The 26,056-nt window shown below is 64.2% G+C and carries 21 protein-coding genes; 16 read left to right on the plus strand and 5 right to left on the minus strand.

Annotated elements, in window-relative coordinates; genetic code table 11:
* Positions 1 to 11 precede the first annotated feature (11 nt).
* The 5 genes from nqrF (at position 12) to AC5WNI_RS04400 (ending at position 4,774) form a co-directional block, all read left to right on the plus strand.
* Positions 12 to 1,244, plus strand: coding sequence for an NADH:ubiquinone reductase (Na(+)-transporting) subunit F (gene nqrF / locus AC5WNI_RS04380; protein ID WP_043331915.1), 1,233 nt, complete (start codon positions 12 to 14; stop codon positions 1,242 to 1,244).
* A 3-nt stretch (positions 1,245 to 1,247) separates the two neighbouring features.
* A complete protein-coding gene (locus AC5WNI_RS04385) occupies positions 1,248 to 2,321 on the plus strand; it encodes an FAD:protein FMN transferase (RefSeq protein ID WP_254626939.1) in 1,074 nt (357 codons plus the stop codon).
* A gap of 215 nt (positions 2,322 to 2,536) precedes the next feature.
* Positions 2,537 to 2,788 (plus strand): (Na+)-NQR maturation NqrM, encoded by a 252-nt coding sequence (nqrM, locus tag AC5WNI_RS04390; protein ID WP_043331913.1) that lies wholly within the window; start codon positions 2,537 to 2,539, stop codon positions 2,786 to 2,788.
* Positions 2,789 to 2,920: 132 nt separating this feature from the next.
* Entirely contained in the window at positions 2,921 to 4,312 is a 1,392-nt protein-coding gene (gene sthA, locus AC5WNI_RS04395) for a Si-specific NAD(P)(+) transhydrogenase (RefSeq protein ID WP_043331912.1), read from the plus strand.
* Positions 4,313 to 4,441: 129 nt separating this feature from the next.
* Positions 4,442 to 4,774: a YrhK family protein gene (locus tag AC5WNI_RS04400; protein WP_175088219.1), complete on the plus strand. Its 333-nt coding sequence runs from the start codon at positions 4,442 to 4,444 to the stop codon at positions 4,772 to 4,774.
* A 49-nt stretch (positions 4,775 to 4,823) separates the two neighbouring features.
* On the opposite strand, the gene AC5WNI_RS04405 is transcribed toward AC5WNI_RS04400, so the two are convergent.
* From AC5WNI_RS04405 to AC5WNI_RS04415, 3 genes are all read right to left on the minus strand, one after another.
* Positions 4,824 to 5,693, minus strand: coding sequence for a DNA replication terminus site-binding protein (locus tag AC5WNI_RS04405; protein ID WP_043331911.1), 870 nt, complete (start codon positions 5,691 to 5,693; stop codon positions 4,824 to 4,826).
* A 276-nt stretch (positions 5,694 to 5,969) separates the two neighbouring features.
* The gene (locus tag AC5WNI_RS04410; RefSeq protein ID WP_495928805.1) at positions 5,970 to 6,890 is read right to left on the minus strand and encodes a carbon-nitrogen hydrolase; all 921 of its coding nucleotides are present in this window, start codon (positions 6,888 to 6,890) and stop codon (positions 5,970 to 5,972) included.
* A complete protein-coding gene (locus tag AC5WNI_RS04415) occupies positions 6,890 to 7,951 on the minus strand; it encodes an agmatine deiminase family protein (RefSeq protein WP_107335343.1) in 1,062 nt (353 codons plus the stop codon). Before AC5WNI_RS04415 ends, AC5WNI_RS04410 begins: the two co-directional genes overlap by 1 nt.
* Before the next feature lie 253 nt (positions 7,952 to 8,204).
* On the opposite strand from AC5WNI_RS04415, the gene AC5WNI_RS04420 reads away from it, so the two are divergent.
* Both AC5WNI_RS04420 and AC5WNI_RS04425 read left to right on the plus strand, forming a co-directional pair.
* Entirely contained in the window at positions 8,205 to 9,449 is a 1,245-nt protein-coding gene (locus AC5WNI_RS04420; RefSeq protein ID WP_175088376.1) for a lipoprotein-releasing ABC transporter permease subunit, read from the plus strand.
* Positions 9,450 to 9,501: 52 nt separating this feature from the next.
* Entirely contained in the window at positions 9,502 to 10,224 is a 723-nt protein-coding gene (locus AC5WNI_RS04425) for an ABC transporter ATP-binding protein (RefSeq protein WP_495928807.1), read from the plus strand.
* Between the two features lie 95 nt (positions 10,225 to 10,319).
* Here AC5WNI_RS04425 and AC5WNI_RS04430 read toward each other — a convergent pair whose 3' ends face one another.
* A complete protein-coding gene (locus AC5WNI_RS04430) occupies positions 10,320 to 10,901 on the minus strand; it encodes a DUF2062 domain-containing protein (protein ID WP_495928808.1) in 582 nt (193 codons plus the stop codon).
* Between the two features lie 201 nt (positions 10,902 to 11,102).
* Between AC5WNI_RS04430 and AC5WNI_RS04435 the strand changes: the two genes are divergently transcribed.
* The 9 genes from AC5WNI_RS04435 to murB all read left to right on the plus strand — a co-directional run bounded on the left by AC5WNI_RS04435 (position 11,103) and on the right by murB (position 20,769).
* Positions 11,103 to 13,976 carry a ComEC/Rec2 family competence protein gene (locus AC5WNI_RS04435; protein ID WP_495928810.1) on the plus strand — a complete coding sequence of 958 codons (2,874 nt, stop codon included), beginning with the start codon at positions 11,103 to 11,105 and terminating at the stop codon, positions 13,974 to 13,976.
* Between the two features lie 107 nt (positions 13,977 to 14,083).
* Positions 14,084 to 14,863, plus strand: coding sequence for a MotA/TolQ/ExbB proton channel family protein (locus AC5WNI_RS04440; RefSeq protein ID WP_082388116.1), 780 nt, complete (start codon positions 14,084 to 14,086; stop codon positions 14,861 to 14,863).
* Positions 14,860 to 15,285, plus strand: a complete 426-nt coding sequence (locus AC5WNI_RS04445) for an ExbD/TolR family protein (protein WP_175088212.1) — start codon at positions 14,860 to 14,862, stop codon at positions 15,283 to 15,285. Before AC5WNI_RS04440 ends, AC5WNI_RS04445 begins: the two co-directional genes overlap by 4 nt.
* A 28-nt stretch (positions 15,286 to 15,313) precedes the next feature.
* Positions 15,314 to 17,062, plus strand: a complete 1,749-nt coding sequence (msbA, locus tag AC5WNI_RS04450) for a lipid A export permease/ATP-binding protein MsbA (protein ID WP_282627807.1) — start codon at positions 15,314 to 15,316, stop codon at positions 17,060 to 17,062.
* Positions 17,059 to 18,048 carry a tetraacyldisaccharide 4'-kinase gene (gene lpxK, locus AC5WNI_RS04455; RefSeq protein ID WP_175088210.1) on the plus strand — a complete coding sequence of 330 codons (990 nt, stop codon included), beginning with the start codon at positions 17,059 to 17,061 and terminating at the stop codon, positions 18,046 to 18,048. The genes msbA and lpxK overlap by 4 nt, the downstream gene beginning before the upstream one ends.
* Before the next feature lie 54 nt (positions 18,049 to 18,102).
* Positions 18,103 to 18,297 (plus strand): Trm112 family protein, encoded by a 195-nt coding sequence (locus tag AC5WNI_RS04460; protein WP_043331901.1) that lies wholly within the window; start codon positions 18,103 to 18,105, stop codon positions 18,295 to 18,297.
* The gene (kdsB, locus tag AC5WNI_RS04465) at positions 18,297 to 19,136 is read left to right on the plus strand and encodes a 3-deoxy-manno-octulosonate cytidylyltransferase (protein WP_285460170.1); all 840 of its coding nucleotides are present in this window, start codon (positions 18,297 to 18,299) and stop codon (positions 19,134 to 19,136) included. The genes AC5WNI_RS04460 and kdsB overlap by 1 nt, the downstream gene beginning before the upstream one ends.
* Positions 19,136 to 19,693, plus strand: coding sequence for a low molecular weight protein-tyrosine-phosphatase (locus tag AC5WNI_RS04470; RefSeq protein ID WP_285460171.1), 558 nt, complete (start codon positions 19,136 to 19,138; stop codon positions 19,691 to 19,693). Before kdsB ends, AC5WNI_RS04470 begins: the two co-directional genes overlap by 1 nt.
* Positions 19,690 to 20,769 (plus strand): UDP-N-acetylmuramate dehydrogenase, encoded by a 1,080-nt coding sequence (gene murB, locus AC5WNI_RS04475; RefSeq protein ID WP_285460172.1) that lies wholly within the window; start codon positions 19,690 to 19,692, stop codon positions 20,767 to 20,769. Before AC5WNI_RS04470 ends, murB begins: the two co-directional genes overlap by 4 nt.
* Positions 20,770 to 20,965: 196 nt before the next feature.
* Here murB and rne read toward each other — a convergent pair whose 3' ends face one another.
* Positions 20,966 to 25,144 carry a ribonuclease E gene (gene rne, locus AC5WNI_RS04480; protein ID WP_495928813.1) on the minus strand — a complete coding sequence of 1,393 codons (4,179 nt, stop codon included), beginning with the start codon at positions 25,142 to 25,144 and terminating at the stop codon, positions 20,966 to 20,968.
* Between the last annotated feature and the right edge of the window lie 912 nt (positions 25,145 to 26,056).

A 26,056-nucleotide genomic window follows, 5' to 3' on the forward strand; every position in this document is an offset into this window, starting at 1 on the left:
AGGAAATCGAAATGGTAGATACCTCCATCATCGTGCTCGGCGTCGTCATGTTCACCGTGGTCGTTATCGGCCTGGTGCTCGTGATTCTCGCGGCACGCAGCAAGCTGGTCTCGAGTGGTGACGTCCAGATCGAGATCAACAACGACCCCGCCAACACCCTGACGACCCAGGCCGGCGGCAAGTTGCTGCAGACCCTGGCCGCCAATGGCATCTTCCTGTCCTCCGCCTGTGGTGGTGGTGGATCCTGTGCTCAGTGCAAGTGCCGGATCTCGGAAGGCGGCGGTTCCATCCTGCCGACTGAAGAGTCCCACTTCACCATGGGTGAGAAGAAGGAAGGCTGGCGCCTGTCGTGCCAGGTCCCGGTCAAGCAGGACATGAAGATCGAAGTGCCGGAAGAGATCTTCGGCGTGAAGAAGTGGGAGACCACCGTCACCGCCAACCCGAACGTCGCGACCTTCATCAAGGAGCTGAATCTGCAGCTGCCGGAAGGCGAGGAAGTCAACTTCCGCGCCGGTGGTTACGTGCAGCTGGAAGCGCCGGCCTACGACATCAAGTTCTCCGACTTCGACATCGAAGAAGAGTATCGTGGTGACTGGGAGAAGTTCGGTCTGTTCAACGTTCAGCACAAGAACGAAGAGCCGGTCATCCGCGCTTACTCCATGGCGAACTATCCGGAAGAGTACGGCATCCTGAAGTTCAACATCCGTATCGCCACTCCGCCGCCGAATTCCCAGCATCCGCCGGGTCTGATGTCCACCTACGTCTTCTCGCTGAAGCCGGGTGACAAGGTGACCGTGATGGGGCCGTTCGGTGAGTTCTTCGCCAAGGACACCGACGCCGAGATGGTCTTCATCGGTGGTGGTGCCGGCATGGCGCCGATGCGTAGCCATATCTTCGATCAGCTCAAGCGTCTGAATTCCAAGCGCAAGATGTCGTTCTGGTACGGTGCGCGCTCCATGCGCGAGTCGTTCTACAACGAGGAATACGACAAGCTGGCCGAAGAGAACGAGAACTTCGAATGGCACCTGGCGCTGTCCGATCCGCAGCCTGAGGACAACTGGGAAGGCCCGACAGGCTTCATCCACAACGTCCTGTACGAAAACTACCTCAAGGACCATCCGGCGCCTGAGGATTGCGAGTACTACATGTGCGGGCCGCCCATGATGAACGCCGCCGTCGTCAAGATGCTCACCGACATGGGTGTAGAGCCGGAGAACATCCTGCTCGATGACTTCGGTGGTTGATCGATGATGTCACGCGTCGCAAGACGACTGGCAGGGCCGGCCCTCATGGGGCTGGCCCTGCTGGTTGCAGGCTGTGAAAATTCCAGCAACCCTGAGTTGCATCGCTTCGCCGGCCCCATCTTCGGCACCGGGTTCCATGTCACGGTGGCGGCGGACCTGGACGCCGATGAGGTGGCATCGCTCAAGCAGGCGAGCCTCGAGGCGCTCGACAAGGTCGACTGGCAGATGTCGACCTACAAGGACGCCTCGGAGCTCTCGAAGCTGAATCAGGCGCCGCTGGATACGCCGGTCACGCTATCGGATGGCCTGGCGCAGGTGCTGGCCGAGTCGCAGGATATCGGCAAGCGCTCCGACGGGGCCTTCGATATCACCGTCGGCCCGGCCGTCAATCTGTGGGGCTTCGGTCCGGATGAGCGTCTTGACAAGGCACCGAGCGATGAACAGATCGCGCAGGCGCTCGAGAAGGTCGATCATCTGGCGCTGGAGCTCGATGGCAATACGGTGATCAAGCGCAAGCCGGTGTATGCCGACCTGTCGGGTATCGCCAAGGGCTATGGAGTGGACCGGGTCGCCGATGTGCTCGAGGCCAATGGCATCGAGAACTATCTGGTCGAAGTCGGGGGCGAGATCCGCGTCAAGGGTGAGAAACCCGGCCACAAGCCGTGGCGAATCGCCATCGAAGCGCCGAAGTCCTTCGAGCGCTCGGTGCAGCGGATCATCGATCCCGGCAACGCTGCGGTTGCCACCTCCGGTGATTACCGCAACTATTTCGAGCAGGACGGCGTACGTTACTCGCACACGATCGATCCACGTACCGGGCGACCGATCCAGCACAGTCTGGCCTCGGTCACCGTGATCACGCCGGATTGCGCGAGTGCGGACGCTTGGGCCACGGCACTCAACGTGCTGGGTGCCGAGAAGGCAATGACGATCGCAGATCGTGAGAACATTGCCGCCTATTTCATTGTCAAAACGGATGATGGCTTCAAACAGTCCTGGAGTCCGGCATTCGCGCCCTACCTGAAGGACGCGCCGGCGACAGGCGACACGAAGCCCGCAGATGAAGCCGGTGCCTGACTCTGGTACCGAGAGCCGGTCTGCCGAGAGGCAGCCGGTCGGGCTTTTTCATCTGCCATCTGGCGAGACACGCCTCCGACAGGGTCGGTCGCTCGGATTGCATGGCATCTTCTGGGTGCTGTCCTGAATGATCCACAGGATCGACAGGGTGCAAGCTGCGCCGTGCTGACCCGCTCGAGAGGTTCACAATGGGGCCATGCCCCGGGAGGAATGACATGACGATCTGGTTACTGGTATTCGCCGCGATGTTGCTGCTGATTGGCGTGATGGCCGTCGGTGTCCTGATGGGCCGCAAGCCGATCGCCGGCTCCTGCGGTGGTCTCAACAACCTCGGCCTCAAGGATGGCTGTGACATCTGTGGCGGCAAGGACGAGGAATGCGAGAAGGAGCAGGATCGCCAGCGTCTGATGGCAGAGAGTGGCGGCAAGCCGGCCAGCGATCTGGCCTACGACGCCGCACGTCGCTGATTTCTGCTCTGATGGCTCAGAGCCCGCCGGCCGCAAGGCCTGCTACCGGCCCTGACATGGCAGTGTCACCGCGAGGTGAGACCGTACGTGTCAGGGCCGGTCTACGAACAATCAAGGAGCAAAGCGAGTCTCATGGCAGTCTATAACTACGATGTCGTCGTGATCGGTACCGGCCCGGCAGGGGAAAGCGCGGCAGTCAACGCGGCCAAGCATGGCAAGCGTGTCGCCGTGATCGAGGCTCAGTCTTCCGTGGGCGGCAACTGTACCCACAAGGGCACCATCCCTTCCAAGGCGCTGCGCCACGCGGTCAAGCAGATCATCGAGTTCAACACCAATCGCATGTTCCGCGATATCGGCGAGCCGCGCTGGTTCTCCTTCCCCAAGGTACTGGAGCGTTCACGCCGCACCATCGAGCAGCAGGTCGAGATGCGTACGCGCTTCTACGCCCGCAATCGCATCGATGTATTCTTCGGTACCGCCCGCTTCAAGGACGAGCACACCGTCGTGGTGCGCGATGCCCATGAAGGGGTCGAGGAGCTGCATGCGGAGAAGGTCGTGATCGCCACCGGCTCACGTCCTTACCGCCCGGCGGACGTCAACTTCCGCCACCCGCGCATCTACTGCTCCGATACCATCCTGGGCCTGTCGCACACACCGCGCACGCTGATCATCTACGGCGCCGGTGTCATCGGCTCCGAATACGCCTCGATCTTCTCCGGCCTTGGCGTCAAGGTCGACCTGATCGATACGCGTGATCGTCTGCTGTCCTTCCTGGATAACGAGATTTCCGACGCGTTGTCCTATCACCTGCGCAACAACGGCGTGCTGGTGCGTCACAACGAGGAATACGATCGCATCGAGGGCGACGAGTCCGGCGTGGTCGTACACCTCAAGTCCGGCAAGAAGCTGCGTGCAGACGCCTTCCTGTGGGCCAACGGTCGTACCGGCAACACCGACAGCCTCGGTCTCGAGAATGTCGGTCTGCAGGCCAACGGCCGCGGTCAGCTGACCGTCGATGATCAGTACCGCACCGAGCTGGACCACGTCTATGCGGTGGGCGATGTGATCGGCTGGCCGAGCCTGGCATCTGCCGCCTACGATCAGGGCCGCTTCGCGTCGGCCAACCTGCTGGGGGAAGAGTTCAAGTTCGTCAATGAGGTGCCGACCGGCATCTACACCATCCCCGAGATCAGCTCGGTGGGGCGTGGCGAGTCCGAACTGACCGAGGCGCGCATCCCCTACGAAGTGGGGCAGGCGTTCTTCAAGGACACCGCCCGCGCCCAGATCACCGGCGATACCGTCGGCATGCTCAAGATCCTGTTCCATCGCGATACGCTGGAAATTCTCGGCATCCACTGCTTCGGTGACCAGGCCTCCGAGATCGTGCACATCGGTCAGGCCATCATGCAGCAGAAGGGGGAGGCGAATACGCTCAAGTACTTCGTCAACACCACCTTCAACTACCCGACCATGGCGGAAGCCTACCGGGTCGCGGCCATGAACGGACTCAACCGTCTGTTCTGAGCGGCGCGGGCCTCGCGCCCGCTGACTTGAAGGCATACCACAAGGCCCCGACATCATTGATGTCGGGGCCTTGTGGTTGTCGGGCTCCCAATTGAGCAACCTTGTTGATGAGCCTTGAGGAAATGACGCATGCAGGATGATTCACGGCAACACGACACTCGGCAGTCGGGCACGCAGTCACGCGAGACACTGCAGGATGATCCGACCTCGGACCTGACGCTGCGGCTTGGCCATGAGGAGTTGATCATCCATCGCCGTTATGAGCTGGCCAGCATCATCAATGAGCTGGTGCTGGGCCTGCTGTTCACGATCGGCAGCGTGTGCTTCTTCTGGGAAGAGTGGATGACGCTGGGCATCTGGCTGTTCGTGATCGGCTCGCTGCAGCTGACGCTCAAGCCGGTGATTCGCCTGGCGCGCCGCATGCACCTCAAGCGGATGCCCGAATCGGCGCTGGACCTCTAGCGGGCGTCTTCACGGCCTGGCTGTCTCTCCGGCTCTCTTGCTCCAGGGATCAGCGATAGCGATGCACGCGCAGACTCTTGAGGAAGGGCGTGTCCTCGATGCGTACGTCACCGCGGCGGGCGCGTGTGCGCTCGGTGGGCGGCGTCGGGCTTGGCTGATTGAGTGCAGGCAGACGCAGGTCATCATGCGGCAGGAACAGCGGCAGAGAGACATTCAGCGCGCGGCGTGTGCGTAGCTCGCCGTCTTCGCGCATCACCGGCTCACGATAGAACAGGTTGGCTCGCATCAGCGGTGCCTGGGGCTGGATGCGGGCCAGAATCTCATCCGATGGCAGGCCAGCCAGCAGCTTGAGCTGCAGGCGTACGTGCTCGGCCTCGGTATCCAGTTTCATCAGCAAGGCTTCACACTCCGCCACGCTGACGCGCTGGATCGAGCGTCCGGAGCTGTACCAGGCGAAGCGCACCCGCGCCACCGGCGCTTCTGCCACCGGCACCCGCCGCCAGCACTGCTTGAGATGCAGTCGCGCCAGGCCATCGCCCCTCAGGTGCTGATTCAGCCCCGGGTGGCGGAAGGGCAGTATCGCCTTCAGTTCGGCCAGTTGGTCGGGATATTTCTCGCGCAGCTCGGCGAAGAGCTCCGCCAGTTGCTCCTTGGCCGCGTTGAGTGCCGCGACGCGCTCGATCACCGTCGGGCCTGCGGCGACCACGCCCAGGTAAGGGCGGGTGACTCGGCCGTCCTGGCCATCCTGATACCATACATCCTGCAACGCCTGGCTGAGCCATTCGCTATCGGCACTGACGCCATCCAGTCGCCAGAGTGGCGAATTCTCTTCTCTGACCGCGGTGATGACCTGATCGGCGGCGCTGATCTGCGTATCGAAGGCCGCTTCTATTCTGGCCATCAACTGGTATTCGGGCATGCTCTGCGTCCTGATTGCAGCAAGGGAGACGTGATTTTTTATCGCGTTATCTTGTTTAGCCTAGCGTGACCGGGATGGCAAGTCAGGCCACGGCGGCATGCGGGGACCAGAAGAGGGGCTCCGAGAGACTGAATCACCCGGGGTGGCGGGCGGAAGAGGCCGGCTACGCCGACAGATCGAAACAGAAGAGGGCGCCTCGCTGGGCGCCCTCCTGTCTCTGCGGGTCTGTATGATCTCGACAGCGCGTTGTTGTCAGGCCGGCAAAGCCCGATGGGCTCAGCGGTCGCGATAGCGCTCGGTGAGATCACCGTAGGCATCGATGCGACGATCGCGCAGGTAAGGCCAGATGCGGCGCACGTCCTCGCCACGCGCCAGGTCCAGCTCGACCAGCAGCTCCTCGGGCCCGGTGCCGCCATGCGCCAGCAGCTCGCCCTGGGGGCCGCAGATGAAGCTGCCGCCCCAGAAGTGGATGCCTTCGCTGGCAGGCGTCGGGTCCGCTTCATGACCGACGCGGTTGGCGACGATCACCGGCACGCCATTGGCGACGCCGTGGCTGCGCTGGATCAGGGTCCAGGCATCCTTCTGGCGTGTCTGCTCGGCTTCATCGTCGCGCGGGTCCCAGCCGATGGCGGTGGGGTAGAGCAGCATCTCGGCACCGGCCAGCGCCATCAGGCGTGCGCCTTCGGGATACCACTGGTCCCAGCAGACCTGCACGCCCAGACGGCCGACCGAGGTGTCGATGGGCTCGAAGCCGCGGCGCGGGGACTGTGCGCTGGGCGCATCGCCCGGCGTGAAGTAGAACTTCTCGTAGAAGCCGGGGTCATCCGGAATGTGCATCTTGCGGAAGGTGCCGACCAGGCCAGCGGCCTTGTCGAGCACCACGGCGGTATTGTGATACACGCCCGCCGCGCGGCGCTCGAAGATGGAGCCGACGATCACCAGGCCGAGTTCGGCGGCCAGCCCGGCCAGACGCTGGGTGGTCGGGCCGTCGAGGGGTTCGGCGAGATCGAAGATCTCGGTGTCTTCGGTCTGGCAGAAGTAGTGGCTGGCATGCAGCTCCTGCAGCATCACAAGCTCAGCGCCATCGGCGGCAAGGCGACGAATGGCGGCTTCGCTGGCCGCCAGACTTGTATCCTTGTCGGGCCAGCCCTGTTGCTGGACGACACCGACCTTGAGTGTACGGCGGGAAGCAGTCATCACAGTGCTCCTTGAGAGGTGTTCGAGGTGGCCAGCGTGCCCTTGGGCAGTTGCATGGTCATGCAGTGCAGGCTGCCATGCTGGCGAATCACGGCGCGGCAATCGACCGGAATGATGTCACGCTTGGGGAAGGCGCTGGCGAGGGCCTTGAGAGCGATCATGTCGTGACGATCGGCGTAGGTCGGCACCAGCACGGCCCCATTGATGATCAGGAAGTTGGCGTAGGTCGCCGGCAGACGATGGCTGTCGTCCGGATCGAAGCAGGCATCCGGCCACGGCAGCGGCACCAGGAAGTACGGGTCGCCGTTGGCATCGCGCAGTGCTTCAAGCTCGGCTTCCATCGCCTTGAGCGCCGGGTAATGCGGGTCGTCGCGATCATCGCAGCGGACATAGGCGATGGTGCGCGGGTCGCAGAAGCGCGCCAGGGTGTCGACATGGCTGTCGGTGTCATCGCCTTCCAGATGGCCATTGGCGAGCCACAGCACGCGTTTGACCCCGAAATCGGCCTTGAGTTGCGCCTCGACCTGGGCGCGGCTCAGGCCGGCATTGCGGTTGTCGTTGAGCAGGCAGGCCTCGGTGGTCAGCAGGGTGCCCTGACCGTCGCTCTCGATGCCGCCGCCTTCCAGAATGAAGTCGCGACTTTCCACCGGGCTTGCGTAAGCCCCCTGCGCGGCGAGGGCGCGGGTCAGGGCATTGTCGCGGGCGGCCTCGAACTTGCCGCCCCAGCCGGTGAAGGTGTAGTCGAGCAGCACCGGCTGGCCATCACGTTCGATGGTGATGGGGCCATGGTCGCGCGTCCAGGTGTCATCCAGCGGCGCCACGAAAAGATGCAGGCGCTCGGCGGGCACGCCGAAACCGGCGAAGCGTGCGGCAAGGCGCTCGCGGGTGGCGTCATCGCTGACGCTGATCAGTACGTGCTGATAGCGGCTGATGGCGATCACCATGGCCTCGCAGGTGGCTTCGATGCTCTCGAGCATCTCGCTCCAGTCACTGTGCGGGCTGGGCCAGCTGAGCTGGATGGCGTCCTGCGGGTGCCATTCGGCGAGCAGACGGGTGGCCATGGGCATCTCCCTGATGAAGAGGTAACGATAAAGGCGCAAGCCGCAATGCCGCGGACTCGGCGCGCGATGATAGCAGAGCCATGCGCCGACGCTAGCCCTGTGGTGCCTGACTTACACATGTCTTGCCATGCTGGCGGTTCATGTTGGCCACAGACGAAGGCTGGCAAACTGCGTTCGAATATGGCTCCATGCGCCGAGCCTGCGGAATGCGTATCATGGCCCGCGACCCTGACCCAAGGAATCGACTTCGATGCTGCTGGATCGCCTACCCTTTCTGATCGGCCTGCGCTATACCCGCGCCAAGCGCCGTAACCATTTCATTTCCTTCATTTCCTTGACCTCGATGCTGGGGCTGTCGCTGGGTGTCGCCGTGCTGATTCTGGTGCTGTCGGTGATGAACGGCTTCGACCACGAGCTGCGCACCCGCGTGCTGGGCATGGTGCCGCATGTGCGCGTCGAGGCGCGTGACAGCGTCACCGACTGGGAGACGCTGGCCGGCAAGCTGCGCGAGAAGCCGCATGTCGTCGGTGCGGCACCCTATATCGAGCAGCAGGGCATGTTCACCACCAACGGCCGCAACAAGGGTGCGTTGGTCACCGGTATCGATCCGTCCGCGGAGGACCAGGTCTCTATCATCAGCGAGCACATGGTGCAGGGCAGCCTGGCGGATCTCACGCCCGGCAGCTGGGGCATCGTGATGGGCGAGCTGCTGGCGCGCAATCTGGGCGTCGGCGTGGGGGACCGCGTCACGCTCTTGGTGCCCGAGGCCTCCATCACGCCGGGAGGCATCTTCCCGCGTCTCAAGCGCTTCACGGTGACCGGTATCTTCAAGGTCGGTGCGGACGTCGATGCCAGCCTTGCCTACACCGATATCTCGGACATGGCCAAGCTGGCACGCTTCAATGAGGGTGACGTCCAGGGGGTGCGCCTGAAGCTCGATGACCTGTTCAGCGCCGATCAGGTCACGCGTGACATCGTCAGCCAGCTGGGGCCGCAGTATCGCGGCATGGACTGGAAGCGTACCCACGGCAACCTGTTCGCCGCCATCCAGATGGAGAAGAACATGATCGGCCTGCTGCTGATGGTGATCGTCGCCGTCGCGGCTTTCAACATCGTCTCGACACTGGTGATGATGGTGACGGACAAGCACGCCGACATCGCCATCCTGCGTACCCTCGGGGCCAGGCCCGGTTCCATCATGGGCATCTTCATCGTGCAGGGGCTGACCATCGGCGTGTTGGGCATCATCATCGGCGCCATCGCCGGGGTGGCGCTGGCGCTGAGCGTCTCCGACATCATCGCCTGGGTGCAGTCGACCTTCGGTATCCAGTTCCTGGACCCCAACGTCTACTTCATCAGCTATCTGCCATCGCGCCTCGAGATGAGCGACATGGGCATCATCATCGGCTCCGCGCTGGTGCTGAGCTTCCTGTCGACGCTGTATCCGGCCTGGCGCGCCTCGCGCATCCAGCCGGCGGAGGTGCTGCGCTATGAGTAATCCGTCGACACCGTCTGATGCATCCATCCGTTCCGCTGCTGGAGACACCGCCATGCCGACGCCGGCTTCTGACACTCACGCGCCGGGTCAGGCCCACGGCAAGCCGATGCTGATCTGTGAGCGCCTGAGCCGCAGTTACGATGAGGGCCCGCGAGAGGTGCAGGTCCTCGACGAGCTGGAGCTGCGCGTGCATGCCGGCGAACGGGTCGCCGTGGTCGGCAGCTCCGGCTCCGGCAAGACCACGCTGCTCAATCTGCTCGGTGGACTGGACCATCCCACCCAGGGCATCGTGAAGGTGGCCGGCCAGCGCCTGTCCGAACTCAGCGAGTCGGCGCTGGGCAGCTTCCGCAATCAGCACATCGGCTTCGTGTATCAGTTCCACCATCTGCTGGCGGAATTCAGTGCCGAAGAGAACGTGGCGATGCCGTTGATCATCCGTGGCCACAAGCGTTCCGAGGCTGCCGTCAAGGCGCGCAAGCTGCTGGAGCGGGTCGGCATGGCGCCGCGCGCCGATCACAAGCCGGGCGAGCTGTCCGGGGGGGAGCGCCAGCGCGTCGCCATCGCGCGTGCGCTGGTGACGGACCCGAGTCTGGTGCTGATGGATGAGCCGACCGGCAACCTGGATCAGACCACGGCGGCGCGCATTCTCGAGCTGATGGATGACATCGCGCGTGAAGCGCAGGCGGCCTTCATCATCGTGACCCACGACAACGGTCTGGCCGCGCACCAGCACCGTGTGCTGCGCCTGGACGGCGGCAAGCTGCACGAGGGCTGAATCGAGCCGCTGCCTGATTCACGCTAGCCAGAAAGCCAAACGCCCCGCCATCTCTCGATGGCGGGGCGTTTTTCATGCGTGTCTGTCGGCAGCGTTCAGAGCTTGTCCGTGTCCTGCGCAGCGTTCTGGCGTGACGACTGCTCCTTGCTGCAACGCCTGGCGGCCAGGCGCGCCTTGCGGCGGCTGCGCCAGTTGCGCACTACCTGATAGCGCCACAAGAGGCGGACCAGCATGTTGGCCAGCAGTGCGAGGACGACGGCGCTGACCAGCGAGCCCAGCGCCAGGGCGGGCAGGATGTCTTCCAGCTGGTTGGCGAACCAGGCCGCGGAGACCTGTTCCGGCATCACGCGTGCGGGCGTGTCGAGCATCCAGGCGCCCACGCGGTAGGTGGCGTAGTAGACCACCGGCATGGTCAGCGGGTTGGTCACCCACACCAGCCCTACCGACAGCGCGAGATTGCAGCGCAGAGCCCAGGCGCCGAAGGCGGCCACCACCATCTGGAAGGGAATCGGCAGCAGCGCACAGAACAGCCCCACCATGCAGGCATTGGCCACGGTGCGTCGCGACAACGCCCACAGTGCGGGATCGGCGATCAGGTGATGCATGAAGCGCAGCGACTTCTTGCGCTTGAGCGCATCCGGTTCCGGCAGGAGCCGCTTGAGTAGACGACGAGGCATGACTTGGCCATTTGGCATTCAACGCCGGCCATTATCCATACATGGCTGCAGGACTGCCATGCTGACTGCGCAGTTATCCGGTTCGTGATCTGCAACCCGCGTGTCTCGATTCGACACTGAGCGCAGCAAAGCCCGCGCCATGCCTGACGGGCTGAGCCATGGGTGACCTTGCAAGAGGCCAGAAACATGTCAGGCGCCACCGTGAATAAATCGTCCCATCCCGCTCGATTGTGGCTGTCACCGGCCTCGCTGGCCCAGCAGCTGGCGGGACTGGTGGCGGGGATCTGGCTGTCACGTCAGGGTGAGTGGGGCGCGGATTGGCAATCACGCTCATCGGCAGGGTTCGGCGCGCAAGAGGGCGGGGCGCACGGCTGGGCCGCCTTCATGACGCTGAGCGACAACCTGCTGTTGCTCGCCTTGCTGCTCTGCTGGCTGATGGTAGCCGGGGCCTTGGCAGCCACGCTCACTCGTGCTTTTCCGCATCCAGCTCCCGGTGCCGAGTCACGCCGCTCTCGGCTCGGAGTCTTGAGCCTGCGACTGTCGGCAGCGCTGGGGTTCGGACTGGTGATTGGCCTTCATCAGCAGCCGCTGGTGATGGCTGAGGCGCTTACACGGCAGGAGCTGTGGCTGGAAGGCCAGGTCGAACAGGTCAATCGCGCACTGCCGACGCCTGATGACTCGGTGCGCCTGGTGTTGCGTGTCTCGCGCTGTGGTCTCTTCCAGCCGACGGGGGAGCCCGCCGCTGATGCCGGGCGTCAGGCAGCCTGTCAGCGGCTGGTGGATCAGCGGGTCCAGCTTCGACGTTACTGGCCACGCAAGCTGCCCCGCAATGTCGCGACACGCGAGGCGCTGGCGACTCCCTGGCAGGCCGGTGAGCGTTGGCGCATGGTCGTGCGTCTGGTGCCGCCTCATGGTGCCAGCAACCCTGCCTTCGGGCGCTCAGCGAGCCCAGCGGAGTTTGACCGTGTCGCCTGGCTATGGCGTGAAGGTATCGTTGCGACGGGTTACGTGCGCCAACTGTCCCTTGCGCAGCGCCTGGCGCCGCCAGGCGGGCTGGCAGCACTGCGCCTTCATGCCGAGCAGGCTCTGTGGCAGCGCTGCGGCGAAGGCGGGGCGCTGGTCGACTGGCCGGACTCGCCCTGTCGATGGCTGGCGGCATTGACGCTGGGCAAGGTCTCGGCGCTGACCCATGACGACTGGGACACGCTGAACGCCACGGGACTGACGCATCTGGTGGTGGTGTCGGGGCTGCATGTCGGCCTGATGGCCAGCCTGGTGCTGGGGCTGAGTTTCGGCGTGCTGCGCCTCTGGCGCCCGGGCGGGTGGCGATTCAGCGTCGCGCCCTGGTGGCTTGCCTGTCTGGCGGCCTGGAGTTTCGCCTTGCTGGCAGGCCTGGCGCCTCCGGCCCTGCGTGCCGCCTTGATGGTGATGGTCGGGCTCTGGATGGCCAGTGGTCGCAGCGGTCTGGGTGTCTGGCAGGTCTGGATGCTGGCGCTGATTCTGGTGCTGGGTCTGGACCCGCTGGCGCTATGGCGCCCGGGCACCTGGTTGTCATTCATCGCCGTGGCGGTGTTGCTGCTGGCCTGGCAGGGCCGCTCGCGTCCGCTGGGATTGCGCGGCTGGTGTCTGGCCACGTTGCGCAGCCAGTGGCTGCTGACGCTGGTCATGGGGGCGGCCCTGTTGCTTTCACGCGGCCAGTTGTCCTGGCTTTCGCTGCCGATGAATCTGGTGATGGCGCTCCTGGTGACGCTATTGATCGTGCCGATTGGCATGCTGGGCTGGGGGCTTGCGGGGCTCGAGCAGCTGTTGCTGTTCACGGGACTTGTCCCGTCATGGCTCGCGGCGATGCTCGCCGACGGTGTATTCAGCAGTCGTCTATGGCAGCTGCTGGCGCAGGGCATGGCGCAGACGATGGAGGTATTGTCCTCGCTGGCATCGACGCAAGGGCGCTGGCCACAGGTGCCTATGGCGGCGGGCCAGACAGACACTACTCCCTCGGCCTTGATTCAGACGCTCGCGGTCATGGCCCTGTTGGGTGCCTGGCTGGCGGAGGGTGTGCCGGGCCTGGATGGCCGTCTGAAACGCCTGTGTGGCAGCGTGGCGCTCTGCTGGGGGCTGACGCTGGCGGCGCTGGCCTCGCCGTGGTCACCGCCTGCGTTGGCCACCGTCACGCGCGCGACAGAAGCCGCTTCGGTCTCGCCCCGGGCGCCCGCGCTCAGTCTGACGGTACACGATGTCGGGCAGGGGCTGGCACTGTCGCTGCGCAGTCATCTGGCGCCGAGCGCAAGCGAGTCGACAGGTGGGTCACGGCAGATGCCGAAGTACTGGCGTTATGACCTGGGGGCGGCGTCGCGCAATACCGGCGCCCGCTTGCCGGGGGCGCCATTCGTGGCGGGAGAACCCATCGGCGTGATCATGAGTCACGGGGATGGCGATCACGCCGGCGGTCTGCAGGCCTTGTCTGCCGAGGAGATCGCCGCCCTGTGGGTGCCGGCCGGGCAGCGGGCGCGACTGGAGCGTCAGGTAAGCTGGCTCGATGAGGTGGCGATGCGGGAGTGTGTCGCCGGGCGCAGCATCACCCTCGGTCAGCTGCAGGGCCGCCCCGTACGTCTCGAGATGCTGTGGCCGCCAGCAGGGTTGACGACTCGACGTGACAACGCGCACTCCTGCGTGGTCTTGATAGCACATGGCGCGCGCCCACTGGCGTTGCTGACCGGCGATATCGGCCAGCAGCAGGAGCGCGAGTTGCAGGAGACGCTGCGCCAGCGCCTGGCCGGGCGCGGCTTGCCGTTGCTGGTGGTCGCACATCACGGCAGCCGCACCAGCAGTGGTGATGCCTGGCTTGAAAGCCTGGCGGCACGTCACGCGATTGTCAGCGCCGGTCGCTACAATCCGCATGGCCACCCGCATCCGGACGTGGTGGAGCGTCTGGCGCGTCATGTCGAGTGCCTCTGGCATGTCGGGCTGGATGGCGCCTTGTACTGGGAGTGGTCGCCGCAGGGGGAGCGGCTGCAACCAGCGCGCAGGGCTGGCGGTATCGGAGTGAGGTGCCTTGGGGTAAAATCCGCTGAATGATCAGATGCATGGCGGTTTCAAACGGCCTGCGCGACAGGGATGGCGCGTGACATCTGACACGACAACAATGGTGCCCGAAGAGGCATCGAGACCAAGGGAGAGGTCACATGCTGGAAGCCTTGTACGCAGGGGGAGTCTTGATGCTCCCCATCCTCGGATGTTCCGTCGTGGCACTGGCCATCATCCTCGAGCGCCTGTGGACGCTGCGTCGTCGACGCATCGCGCCGAAGGGGCTGGGACAGCAAGTGTGTGAACTGATCAGCCAGGGGCAGGTCAATGTCTATTGGCTGGAGAGTCATTCGCCGCTGGGCAACGTGCTGGCGGCGGGGCTGCGCAATGCGCGCCTGGGCAATGAGCAGGTCCGCGCGCGCATGCAGGAGTCGGCCGTGGCCGTCATCCATGACATGGAGCGCTTCCTGAGTCCGCTGGGCACCATCGCCGCCATCACGCCGCTTTTGGGGCTCTTGGGCACGGTGGTCGGCATGATCGACGTCTTTGCCGTGATCGTCGATGCAGGTAGCGCCGAGCGAGCCCAGGAGCTGGCCGGCGGGATATCCCAGGCGCTGGTGACGACGGCGTCCGGTTTGACGGTGGCGATTCCGGCACTGATGTTCCATCGCTATTTCCAGCGCTGTGTCGAGGACATCACCGTCAACATGGAGGAGCAGGCAGGGCAGGTGGTGGAGTATATCTCGCACCACCAGGGCGAGCTCGGGCTGGCCGAGAGCCATGACGGCATCGACCGTCGCCCGGGCCAGCGCCCCGGCCAGGTGCCGGAGCCCCATGAGCGACTGCCGGAAGACCTGCCGGCCTACATGCGTCGTGACGCCGATGACCCCTATGGTGGCGATGATGGCAAGGGGGCAGGTGCCGGGAGGCCGTCATGAGGTTTCCGCGTCGCCAGCGTGAGTCAGTGGAGGTCAATCTCACCCCGCTGATCGACGTGGTGTTCCTGCTGCTGATCTTCTTCATGGTCTCGACCACCTTCGATAGCCGTCGAGCGCTGGACCTCATCCTGCCGCAGTCCAGTCAGGCCAGCACGGTAGAGCAGGCGCCCTTGATCCTGAGCATCGGGGCGGCAGGCGATTTTACGCTCGGCGAGGCAAGCCTCGGCGAGGATGAACTGGGAGCGCAACTTGCGCAGTACAAGGACCAGGCAGATCGCTTCGGGTTGATCCTCGAAGCCGATGGCCGCACGCCCCACGCCAAGGTGGTCACGGCGCTGGACGCCGCCGCTGAAGTGGGTATCACCCGTGTGCGCATCAGTACGCGTATCGGGACGGAATCATCATCACCGGATGCCCCATGAGGGCGCCGCCCAAGTCTATGGAGACCCCGTGAGTCGCGACTCCACCTGGATTCATTACCGCCGCTTGCTCGGCTATGTTCGCCCGTACTGGAAGATGTTTCTGGCCGCTATCGTCGGCTATATCATCTACGGTGCCTCGAGTACGGCGCTGGCCGAGATGATGAAGCGTCTGATCGACGGCATCCAGAATCCTGATGCCCAGTTCAGGTTGTTCCTGCCGCTGTTCGTGATCGGCATGTTCGCCGTGCGCGGTGTCGGCACCTTCCTGGGCACCTACTGCATGAGTGATGTGGCACGCAACGTGGTGCACACCCTGCGTACCACGGTGTTCAACCACATGCTGCACCTGCCGGGGCGCTATTTCGACGAGAACTCCACCGGCCATCTCATCACTCGCGTCACCTACCATGTCGAGCAGATCACCGGCGCGGCCACCAAGGCGCTGACCATCATCATGCGCGAAGGCTTCTTCGTGCTCGGCCTGCTGGGTTATCTGTTCTGGACCAACTGGAAGCTGACACTGGTGTTCATCGCGGTCACGCCGCTGATCGGCTGGGTGGTCAGCTATGCCAGCAAGCGCTTTCGCAAGCTCTCCAAGCGTATCCAAGGCTCGATGGGCGAGGTGACCCACGTGGCCTCCGAGGCGCTGTCCGGTCATCGTGTCGTGCGTACCCACGGTGCCGAGGATTACGAGAAGGCACGCTTCGCGGCGGTCAGTGATTACAACCGCGAGCAGAAGATGAAGGAAGCGCTGACCAAGGCCACCGCCACGCCGGTCATCCAGCTGTTGATCGCCGTGGCGCTTGCCACGCTGGTATGGCTGGCGATGGCGCCGGAACTGATGGCCGGCATGAGCGCCGGCGAGTTCGTCGGCTTCATCACCGCCGCTTCGATGATGGCCAAGCCGGTTCGCCAGTTGACCGAAGTCAACGGCGAGATCCAGAAGGGCATGGCGGCCTCGGAAGAACTGTTCGGTCTGCTGGATACGCCGGCAGAGCCGGACAACGGCACCCTGGTGCCCGAGGGGCGTCTCGAGGGCCGTGTACGCTTCGACAATGTCCACTTCCGCTATGCAGATCATCAGCCGGAGGTGCTCAAGGGCATCGATCTGGAGGTGAAGCCGGGACAGATGGTCGCCATCGTCGGGCGCTCGGGGTCGGGCAAGTCGACATTGATGAGCCTGTTGCCGCGCTTCTATGCGCCGACCACCGGCCGCCTCCTGATCGACGATGTCGCCATCGAGGACTACAAGCTGCGTCCGATGCGTCAGCAGATCGCGCTGGTCTCGCAGAACGTCACCCTGTTCAATGCCGACCTGACCGCCAACATCGCCTATGGCACCGATGAGGTCGACAAGGCGCGGGTGGAAGAGGCGGCGCGTGCGGCCTATGCCCACGAATTCATCGAGCGCATGAGTGAAGGCTACGACACCATCGTCGGCGACAATGGCGTGATGCTCTCCGGTGGTCAGCGTCAGCGTATCGCCATCGCACGTGCCATCTACAAGGACTCACCGATTCTGGTGCTGGATGAGGCCACCTCGGCGCTGGATACCGAATCCGAACGCTATATCCAGCGCGCGCTGGAAGAAGTGTGTCAGGGCCGGACGACCTTCGTGATCGCTCACCGTCTGTCCACCATCGAGAAGGCGGACCGCATCCTGGTGATGGATGATGGAGAGATCATCGAAGACGGCACCCACGAATCATTGATTGCTCAGGAAGGTGCTTATGCCGCGCTGCATCGCATCCAGTTCCGGGAGACGGCGGACGCATGAGTGAACGACTGGTAGACGCCTGGTATCGCGGCGCCGGCTGGCTGCACCTGTTGCGCCCGCTGGAACATGTCTACAGGAATGTGGTGGCGCGCAAGCGCAACGCCTATCTCACCGGCAAGCGTGAGGTCTGGAAGGCGCCGGTGCCGGTGATCGTGATCGGCAACATCACCGTCGGTGGCACCGGCAAGTCGCCGCTGGTCGCCTGGCTGGGGCGCTGGTTGAGCGAGCAGGGCTGGCGCCCGGGCATCATCTCGCGCGGCTACGGCGGGCATTCGCCGCGCTATCCCCTCTACGTGCAGGCCGATACCGACCCTCAGCATGCTGGCGATGAGCCGGTGATGCTGGCCCAGCAGACCGGCCTGCCGGTGGCGGTCGACCCGGATCGCCCGAGCGCGGCGCGGCGCCTGATTGCCGCGGGCTGCGACATCCTGCTCTCCGATGATGGCCTTCAGCACCATGCGCTGGGGCGCGATATCGAGCTGGTGGTCGTGGACGGTGAGCGTGCCTTCGGCAATCAGCGCTGCCTGCCCGCCGGGCCGCTGCGTGAGCCATTATCGCGTCTCGCCAGTGTCGATGCGGTGATCTCCAACGGGGTCATCGACTGCTCGCGTCTGCCGGTGGAATCGCATTGCATGAAGCTGACGCCGGTCCATTGGCGCCACCTGATCGACGACGTGCGCTATCCTGCCCACCAGCTGCCGTTCAGCGGTCAGGTGCATGCGTTGGCCGGTATCGGCAATCCGCAGCGCTTCTTCCGCACCCTGACCAATCTCGGTGTCGAGCATCTGCCGCGCCCGCTGGCGGACCACCATCGTTTCACGCCGACGGATCTGCGTTTTTCCGACAATCTGCCCGTGGTGATGACCGCCAAGGACGCCGTCAAGTGTCGCAGCTTCGCCAATGAGCGCTGCTGGGCGCTGGATGTCGAGGCGCGTCCGGACCAGGCGCTGGTGGACTGGCTCGCCAAACGCCTTGAGGCGCTCTGAGTGCTTGATCGCTGAATTTTCTTTCTTTTCTGCTGTTATTCCGGAGATGTCTCGATGGACAAGGAACTGCTCGCGCTACTGGTTTGCCCGCTGTGTCAGGCCAAGCTGACCTATGATGCGGCGAATGCCGAGCTCAAGTGCTTCTACGATGGCCTCGCCTATCCGGTACGCGACGGCATTCCCGTCATGCTGGAAGAAGAAGCGCGCCAGATGGATGCCGATGAGAAGCTCAAGGGGAGCCGCGGCTGATGAGTGACCTTCTGCAGCAGGGGCAGGCAGACGACAGCCGTTCAGAGGGCGAGTCCGGCTTTGTGGTCGTGATTCCGGCGCGCTTCAACTCCTCACGCCTGCCGGGCAAGCCCCTGGCGGACATTCATGGCCAGCCGATGATCGAGCACGTCTGGCGCAATGCCTGCGCCAGTCAGGCCAGCCGGGTCGTGATCGCCACCGATGACGAGCGCATCCGTGAGGCCTGTGAAGGCTTCGGGGCCGAGGTGGTGATGACGCGTGCCGATCATCCCAGCGGGACGGACCGCCTTGCCGAGGTGGTCACGCTGCTGGCGCTGGCCCCCGAGACCCTGGTGGTCAACGTCCAGGGCGATGAGCCGTTGCTGCCGGCGGCGCTGATCGATCAGGTGGCGGTACGTCTCGAGGAAGACGCGGGTGCCTCGATCGCCACGCTGGCGGAGTCGATCGCCAGCGTCGACAGCCTGTTCAATCCCAATGTGGTCAAGGTGGTGCGTGACCTGCGTGGGCGTGCCCTGTACTTCTCGCGTGCGCCTATCCCATGGGACCGCGAGCACTTCACCACGCCACCGGACATGCTGGCCACCGATTCCTGGCTGCGCCATATCGGCCTCTACGCCTATCGTGCCAGCTTCCTGACCGATTACGTCGACTGGCTGCCGGCCCCGCTGGAGCAGCTCGAACAGCTCGAGCAGCTGCGTGCGCTGCATCATGGCCATGCCATCCAGGTGGCCATTGCCTGCACGGCGCATCCGGCCGGTGTCGATACGCCGGAGGATCTCGAGCGCGTGCGTGACTGGCTGGCGCAAGCAGCGGCAGACAGCGAGAGCGGAGAGGCCTGATGAGCGAGCTTCTTGAGCAACTGGCCCAGCGTCAGGCGCCATTGGAGCGCATCCTGATGGTGTGCCTGGGCAATATCTGCCGCTCACCGAGTGCCGAAGGCGTGTTGCGTGCGGCGTTGACGCGCCATGGCCTGGATCAGGTCGTCACGGTGGACAGTTGCGGCACCAGTGACTGGCATGTCGGCGGTCAGCCTGACTCGCGGGCCATCGCGCATGCGGCCAAGCGCGGACACGACATCAGCACGCTGCGTGCTCGTCAGTTGTGCGAGCAGGACTTTCACGACTTCGATCTGATTCTGGTGATGGACGACGCCAATCTTGCCGATACCCGTGCCTTGGCTGCGCGCAGCAACAGTGGTGATCAGGCGCTGATCGGTCGCCTGCTGGATCTGCTACCGACCCCGCTGCCCGCGCTGGCAGCGGGCAGTCGTGAGGTGCCGGACCCCTACACCGGGGGCTCCGATGCCTTCGAGCGTGTGCTGGATCTGATCGATGTGGCCTGTGAGGCACTCATTGCGGCACTGCCTGCGGCGACCACGGCGCGGGCGCGCTCATGACTCAGGTATCCAGTGATCAGAACGCTGGCGACACCTCGCAACGTGAGGGTGTGGCGCTGGATGGCTGCAATACGCTGGGCTTCTCGGCGCGCGCCCGCGCCCTGAGCGAGCCACACACCGTCGAGGCGGCCAGGGCACAGGTGCTGGCCTCCCGGCAGGCTGGAGAGCGTCTGGTGGTGATCGGCGGCGGCAGCAATCTGGTATTGCTGCCGTGGCTGGATGCCCATGTCATGCGTCCGGCCTTTGACGGGGTCACCATCACGCCGGCAGAAGATGGCCTGACGGCCACGGTCTCCGTCGAGGCCGGCAAGCGCTGGCATGCCCTGGTGATGGAGCTGGCCGCCGCCGGCTGGTGGGGCTATGAAAATCTGGCGCTGATTCCCGGTTGCTGCGGTGCGGCGCCTATCCAGAATATCGGCGCCTATGGCGTCGAGCTGGCAGACCACTTGCTGCGCCTGGAAGTCATGTCGCTGGAAGATGGCAGTTGCCGCTGGATGAATCGTGAGGAATGCGAGTTCGGTTATCGCGACAGCATCTTCAAGCGCGCGCTTGAGCATCGCGTGCTGATCACGCGTCTGGAGTTGAAGGTATCGCGCCAGGCGGCGCCCCGGCTCGGTTATGGCGACCTCGCCCAGCGCGTCAGTGCGGCGCTGCCACAAGGGGAGGAGGTGACGCCGTTGCAGGTCGCCCGGGCGGTGATTGCCACGCGCAGTGAGAAGTTGCCCGACCCCGCGCAACTGGGCAATGCCGGCAGTTTCTTCAAGAATCCGCAGCTTCCCCAGTCTGAGGCCCAGGTGTTGTTGTCTCGCTTCCCGAGCTTGCCGCATTACCCGCAGGCCGATGGCAGCATCAAGCTGGCAGCAGGCTGGCTGATCGATCAATGTGGTCTCAAGGGCGCGCGCAGAGGCCATGTCGGCGTGCATGCTCAGCAGGCGCTGGTGCTGGTGCACTTCGGCGAGGGGGCCGTCACGGAGCTGCTGGCACTGGCGCAGGAGGTGCGCGAGGCCGTCCACACCCGCTTCGGTGTCTGGCTCGAGCAGGAGCCGCGCGAGCTGGGGATGATGCCTGAAGGGTGATGCCCGAGGACTGAGGCCCAGCATCGTGTACACTGCGCTATACGCCGAAAACAAGAACGCCCCGCAGGCAAGCCTGCGGGGCGTTCTTGTTTTCAGTACTAGACCCTGTCTTGCTGCCTTTCTGGCGCCCCCTTCAGCGCTTGTGGCTGAAAGGGGCAGCAGAGTGACGGCAGGGGCAGGGCGCCAGCCTCAGGTCTCAGTGTGACGTGTTGCTGTCATCCTGAGCGGTCGTGTCCTGAGTCTCTGCGCTGGCCTGTTGTGCAGCAGCACGCTCGGCAGCTTCACGCTCACGACGACGCACTTCGCGCGGATCGTTGTAGGCGCGTTCGCCACGGCGACGGCGGGTCTCGGTGGCTGGCTGCGTGCTGTCCTGCTGCACGCCTTCTGCCGCTGTCGTCTCACCTTGCTCGCTCGGTGCCTGCTTCTGCTCGCTGTCAGCGACTTCCACCGTGGAGGTGTCGTCGCTCACGGCTTGCGCCACGGCGACATTGTCGTGACGCTCAGCAGTCGCGAACGTTGCCTCGGCCGGGGCGTTCTCGACGCTGGCGCTGACGTTGACAGCGCTTTCGGCACCTTCAGCAGCATCAGTAGAGCCGTCAGCGTTTGCAGAGCCGTCAGCTGATAGAGAGCCCTCAGCGTTTGCAGAGCCTTCAGCTGATTGAGAGCCTTCAGTAGCATCAGCGACAGTATCTGCGGTGCGCTCAGTGCTGACGGCAGGCTCAATCTCAGGGCTGGCCACGTCAGCGTTTTGCGTCACCTTCGCCTCGCTGGTCTCAGTCTGCTGAGGAGCCTCTTCGCGCGCGGCCTCCTGTATAGGCTGTTCAGCGGCGGCTGCTTCCACGGCAGGTTCTTCCACCACAGGCTGCGCAGGCTGGCTGGCAGTGTCGGCTTCAGCGGCGACCGCTTCCTCTGCTTCAGCAACAGGTGCCTGAGCTGCGGTCTGCTCGGCAGCTTGTGCTTCGGCGGCCGGTGCCTGAACGCTTTGTTCGGCGACGGCTGGTGCTTCAGGCATAGCGGCTTCGCTGGTCACGCTTTCCTTCAGCGACTGCTCATCGGCTGCGGCTTCTGGTGCGACTTCTGCAGCGGTGACGGCCGGCGTGTCGACGGCGTCGTCAGCTGCGCTGGCCTGCGGCTGGTGCACGCTTGGCTGCTGGACGGCGTGTTGCTCAGTGCGCTGGGCGGCGTGCTGCTCAGTCTTCTGCGCCTGGTGAGCGCCAGTGGCAGGCGCTTCGGACGCCTCTTCGACAGGTGCTTCGATCGGCGCTTCGGCGACCGGCTCGACCACTTCCGCTGGCTCAGGCTCAGACGCTTGCGCGTCGGATGCCGCTGACTCAGGGGCTACCGTCTCTTTCAGCGTCTCGTTGCTCGGCTCGCTGACTTCCGCTGCGGCGACTGCCGTGAGGTCTTCGCTGGCAGACTGCTCGGCGGTGGTCGGTGCGTCCTGTGTCGCGGTGCTGTCTTCACCCTGCGGAGCACTGGTGTCAGCCTGCGGAGCGCTTTCCTTGCCTTGCGGTGCATTGGCTTCGCCCTGCGGAGCAGCGGTAGTGGCGTTGACGACTTCGGCACCTTCCTCGGCAATGGCCGGTACCGCAGCGGCTGCCGAAGCAGCGGCTACCGGAGCAGCGGCTGCCTGCGGGCCTGCCGGCGTCATGGCCTTGAGCGATTTCTGCTCTTCGACCGCCTGCGGGTTCAGAGCGTGCTGGCGGCTGCGCACACGCGGGTTGTTGCGTGTCTGCTGGCCTTCACTGCTGACCTGCTGTTCCTCTTGCTCGGCCTGTTCGGCTGCCTTGATGGACTCGCGTGCCTGCTTGCTGTCGACCTGTTCGGCCTTGTCGGTCTTGGCCGGCTTTTCACCACGTGCCGGCTTGTCGCTGCGCTTGCCGGAATCGCGCTTGCTGGCGTTGTCGGCCTTGGCGTTCTGGCTGTCGCTGCTCCTGGCTTCGGCTTTCGGGCTGTTGTCAGCCTGCGACGTCTGTTCCGGCTCGGCCTGCGGCTTGCTGTCGTTGGTGACGATTTCCTGCTGGCTATCCTGACGCGACTCGTTGGACTTGCGGCGGTTGTTACGGTCGTTGCGCTGGCGGCGCTTGTTGTTGCGGCCATCGCTCTGGCTGCTGCTGTCAGCGTCGTTGTTGCGTGACGCGTTGTCATTGCGACGACGGGAGTCCTTGCGGTTGTCATCACGCTCGTTGCCACGGCCGTCATTGCTGCGGTCGTTGTTGCGATCATTTTTGCGATCATCGCTACGTTCAGCGTTACGGCCATTGCGGGAATCGTTGCGAGCCGCTGCCGGAGCGCTGGCTTCACTGACGGTCTCGCGACGCTCGCGGGCCTTTTCCAGTGCCTTGCGGGCTTCGCTGGACTTGGCCGGCACGGCGGTGTCGCTGTCATTGCCCAGCAGGCGGCTGAAGCCTCGGGCCAGGCGCGACAGCAGGCCGCCACCGGTGGCCGGAGCGGCAGTCCTGGCGGGAGTCTGGGCTGAAGATTGCGCCACGACTTCCTGCTTGCTGGCCTGAGCGCGGGTGTCATTGCCCTGGCTCGAACGGTTGCCCTGACGGTTGTCATTGCGCGAGCTCTGACGGCTGTCGTTGCGGCCTTCGCTGCGAGTGTCGTTACGAGACTCCTGGCGGTTGCGGCCGTTGCTGCTGCCGTTGCCGTTGCGACGACGATTGCCGTTGTTCTTGCCGTTGCCGTTGCGGCTATCGCTGTCATTGCTGCTGTCAGCAGTCTCGGCCACTGCGGCAGGCGCTTCCGGTGCGGCAACCGGGGCAGGCGTGGTGTGGGACACGCTCTTGACGGCTGCTTCAGTGCGTGCTGGCGGCTTGTCGAAGTTCGGATCCGGTTCCTTGCCGACTTCGGTCTCGACGGACAGCTCGAAGCTGGACTTGTCGGCACCGTCTTCATCGACGTGGTCATCACGCAGACGCACGACTTCGTAGTGCGGCGTGTCGAGCTCCGGGTTCGGCAGCAGCACGACATTCACGCCCTGACGACGTTCGATGTCGAACAGCGTGGCGCGCTTCTCGTTGAGCAGGTAGGTCGCGACCGGCACCGGCAGGATGGCGCGGATCTGCGAGCTGCGCTCCTTCATGGCCTCTTCTTCGATCAGGCGCATGATGGAGAGCGCCATGGAGCGCACGTCACGGATGGTGCCCTGGCCGTCACAGCGCGGGCAGACCACGCCGCTGGTCTCGCCCAGTGACGGACGCAGACGCTGGCGCGACATTTCCATCAGGCCGAAACGTGAGATGCGACCGATCTGGACACGAGCGCGGTCGATCTTGAGTGCGTCGCGCACACGATTCTCGACTTCACGCTGGTTGCGTGCCGGCGTCATGTCGATGAAATCGATCACCACCAGGCCGCCGATATCGCGCAGACGCAGCTGGCGGGCGATCTCGTCGGAGGCCTCCAGGTTGGTCTGCAGCGCGGTTTCCTCGATATCACTGCCGCGGGTGGCGCGAGCGGAGTTGATGTCGATGGAAACGAGGGCTTCGGTGTGGTCGATGACGATGGCGCCACCGGAGGGCAGCTTCACTTCACGCTGGTAGGCGGTCTCGATCTGGGATTCGATCTGGAAGCGCGAGAACAGCGGCACGTCGTCTTCGTAGAGCTTGATCTTCTGCTGATAGCTCGGCATGACCTGACGCACGAAAGACAGCGCTTCCTCCTGGACTTCCGGAGAGTCGATCAGCACCTCACCGATGTCATTGCGCAGGTAATCGCGCATGGCACGGATGATGACGTTGGATTCACGGTAGATCAGGAAGGGGGCAGGGCGACTGGAGGCGGCCTTGGTCACCGCGTCCCACACCTGGGCCAGGTAGTCGAGGTCCCACTGCAGTTCTTCGGCGCTCTTGCCGATGCCGGCGGTGCGCACGATGACGCCCATCTTGTCCGGCAGGGTCAGGCTGTTCATCGCTTCCTTCAGCTGAGCGCGCTCTTCGCCCTCGATGCGGCGGGAGATACCACCGGCACGCGGGTTGTTGGGCATCAGCACGAGGAAGCGGCCGGCCAGACTGATGAAGGTGGTCAGGGCGGCGCCCTTGTTGCCACGTTCTTCCTTGTCGACCTGGACGATGACTTCCTGGCCTTCCTTGAGTACTTCACGAATGTTGGGGCGGCCCTGACCGGGGTCCTTGGAGAAGTACTCGCGGGAGATTTCCTTGAGCGGCAGGAAACCGTGGCGTTCGGCGCCGAAGTCGACGAAGCAGGCTTCGAGGCTGGGCTCGATGCGGGTGATCTTGCCGCGGTAGATATTGGCTTTCTTCTGTTCGCGGGCGCCGGACTCGATGTCGAGATCGTAAAGGCGTTGTCCGTCGACCAGTGCGACGCGCAGCTCTTCCGGCTGGGTCGCGTTGATGAGCATCCGTTTCATGTCGTCTCGCTAGACTGGGCGTGCCGAAGGGCAGCCGCATTGTGCGTCGGCGACGAGGAACCGTTTTCCGCTTCGTGTTGTGCTCAGCGCATGTCGTGGAATGCGTTTTTCGCATGCAGGCAAGTCCGTGACGGGCCACATGCGGCATGATCATGTTGAGTACTTGGAAGAGGCAGGACGTGTTGCGGGGATTTGTACTCCTCCGGCCCTGCGGTCTCTTCCCTAACACCTGGCATTTGCCGATTCATCGACGCCGGCCTTCGGCACGGATATCGAATGATTACCCGGGCTTCATGCCCGAGCGGTCTTGTGTCGTTGGCCCATGAATGACTGGGCATCTTGCTGTCTTGCCTGCGCAGGCGGCTTTCGGGCTCTCGCGACATCATCTCGTGGAGTCTGCAACGAAGGCTCGAAGGGCGATTGCGCTGCGGCGCGCGGCGTCATGCGTTCCGCGCCCGCTGATATCGTCATCAGGTCCTGTGAGACCTGAGCGACATCGATGTTTTGCGTCAGCTGTTGGTCCGGCCATTGGCCGCGAATGACTGTCCTTGGGGCTGCCTTCGCAGCCTGTGATTGACAGGTGCGATGCGCGGGACAGCACGCTACCGACAGGGTAGATGACAACAGGGTGCTTGCGTGACCTGCACGGTGCTGATGTCGGTGCGCGTTGCTTCATTGCGGGCCATCTGACCCTCTCCGCCGGCGTGAAGCACCTTGTTGAAGTGCCGGGTGCGCCGTTTTTCCGGCCGCTGTGACAGGGCTGCGGAGACGATGATCGGGCATATAGAGAAGGCCCATCTCACTGCGCTCGAATATACCAGTAAAGGTATGTACCAGCAATTCAGCTGCCAGATCAAACGCTTCGCTACATCGCCCGAGATACGAGGCCCGGCGAGCCGCGGATGAGAGCGG

This window comes from Cobetia sp. PDI-12MA (genome assembly GCF_059507695.1).

Bases quoted from the DNA above. Each gene is read 5' to 3' on its own strand.
- nqrF (WP_043331915.1), top strand. From the start codon at position 12: ATGGTAGATACCTCCATCATCGTGCTCGGCGTCGTCATGTTCACCGTG.
- AC5WNI_RS04385 (WP_254626939.1), top strand. From the start codon at position 1,248: ATGATGTCACGCGTCGCAAGACGACTGGCAGGGCCGGCCCTCATGGGG.
- nqrM (WP_043331913.1), top strand. From the start codon at position 2,537: ATGACGATCTGGTTACTGGTATTCGCCGCGATGTTGCTGCTGATTGGC.
- sthA (WP_043331912.1), top strand. From the start codon at position 2,921: ATGGCAGTCTATAACTACGATGTCGTCGTGATCGGTACCGGCCCGGCA.
- AC5WNI_RS04400 (WP_175088219.1), top strand. From the start codon at position 4,442: ATGCAGGATGATTCACGGCAACACGACACTCGGCAGTCGGGCACGCAG.
- AC5WNI_RS04405 (WP_043331911.1), bottom strand. From the start codon at position 5,693: ATGCCCGAATACCAGTTGATGGCCAGAATAGAAGCGGCCTTCGATACG.
- AC5WNI_RS04410 (WP_495928805.1), bottom strand. From the start codon at position 6,890: ATGACTGCTTCCCGCCGTACACTCAAGGTCGGTGTCGTCCAGCAACAG.
- AC5WNI_RS04415 (WP_107335343.1), bottom strand. From the start codon at position 7,951: ATGGCCACCCGTCTGCTCGCCGAATGGCACCCGCAGGACGCCATCCAG.
- AC5WNI_RS04425 (WP_495928807.1), top strand. From the start codon at position 9,502: ATGCCGACGCCGGCTTCTGACACTCACGCGCCGGGTCAGGCCCACGGC.
- AC5WNI_RS04430 (WP_495928808.1), bottom strand. From the start codon at position 10,901: ATGCCTCGTCGTCTACTCAAGCGGCTCCTGCCGGAACCGGATGCGCTC.
- AC5WNI_RS04440 (WP_082388116.1), top strand. From the start codon at position 14,084: ATGCTGGAAGCCTTGTACGCAGGGGGAGTCTTGATGCTCCCCATCCTC.
- AC5WNI_RS04445 (WP_175088212.1), top strand. From the start codon at position 14,860: ATGAGGTTTCCGCGTCGCCAGCGTGAGTCAGTGGAGGTCAATCTCACC.
- lpxK (WP_175088210.1), top strand. From the start codon at position 17,059: ATGAGTGAACGACTGGTAGACGCCTGGTATCGCGGCGCCGGCTGGCTG.
- AC5WNI_RS04460 (WP_043331901.1), top strand. From the start codon at position 18,103: ATGGACAAGGAACTGCTCGCGCTACTGGTTTGCCCGCTGTGTCAGGCC.
- kdsB (WP_285460170.1), top strand. From the start codon at position 18,297: ATGAGTGACCTTCTGCAGCAGGGGCAGGCAGACGACAGCCGTTCAGAG.
- AC5WNI_RS04470 (WP_285460171.1), top strand. From the start codon at position 19,136: ATGAGCGAGCTTCTTGAGCAACTGGCCCAGCGTCAGGCGCCATTGGAG.
- murB (WP_285460172.1), top strand. From the start codon at position 19,690: ATGACTCAGGTATCCAGTGATCAGAACGCTGGCGACACCTCGCAACGT.
- rne (WP_495928813.1), bottom strand. From the start codon at position 25,144: ATGAAACGGATGCTCATCAACGCGACCCAGCCGGAAGAGCTGCGCGTC.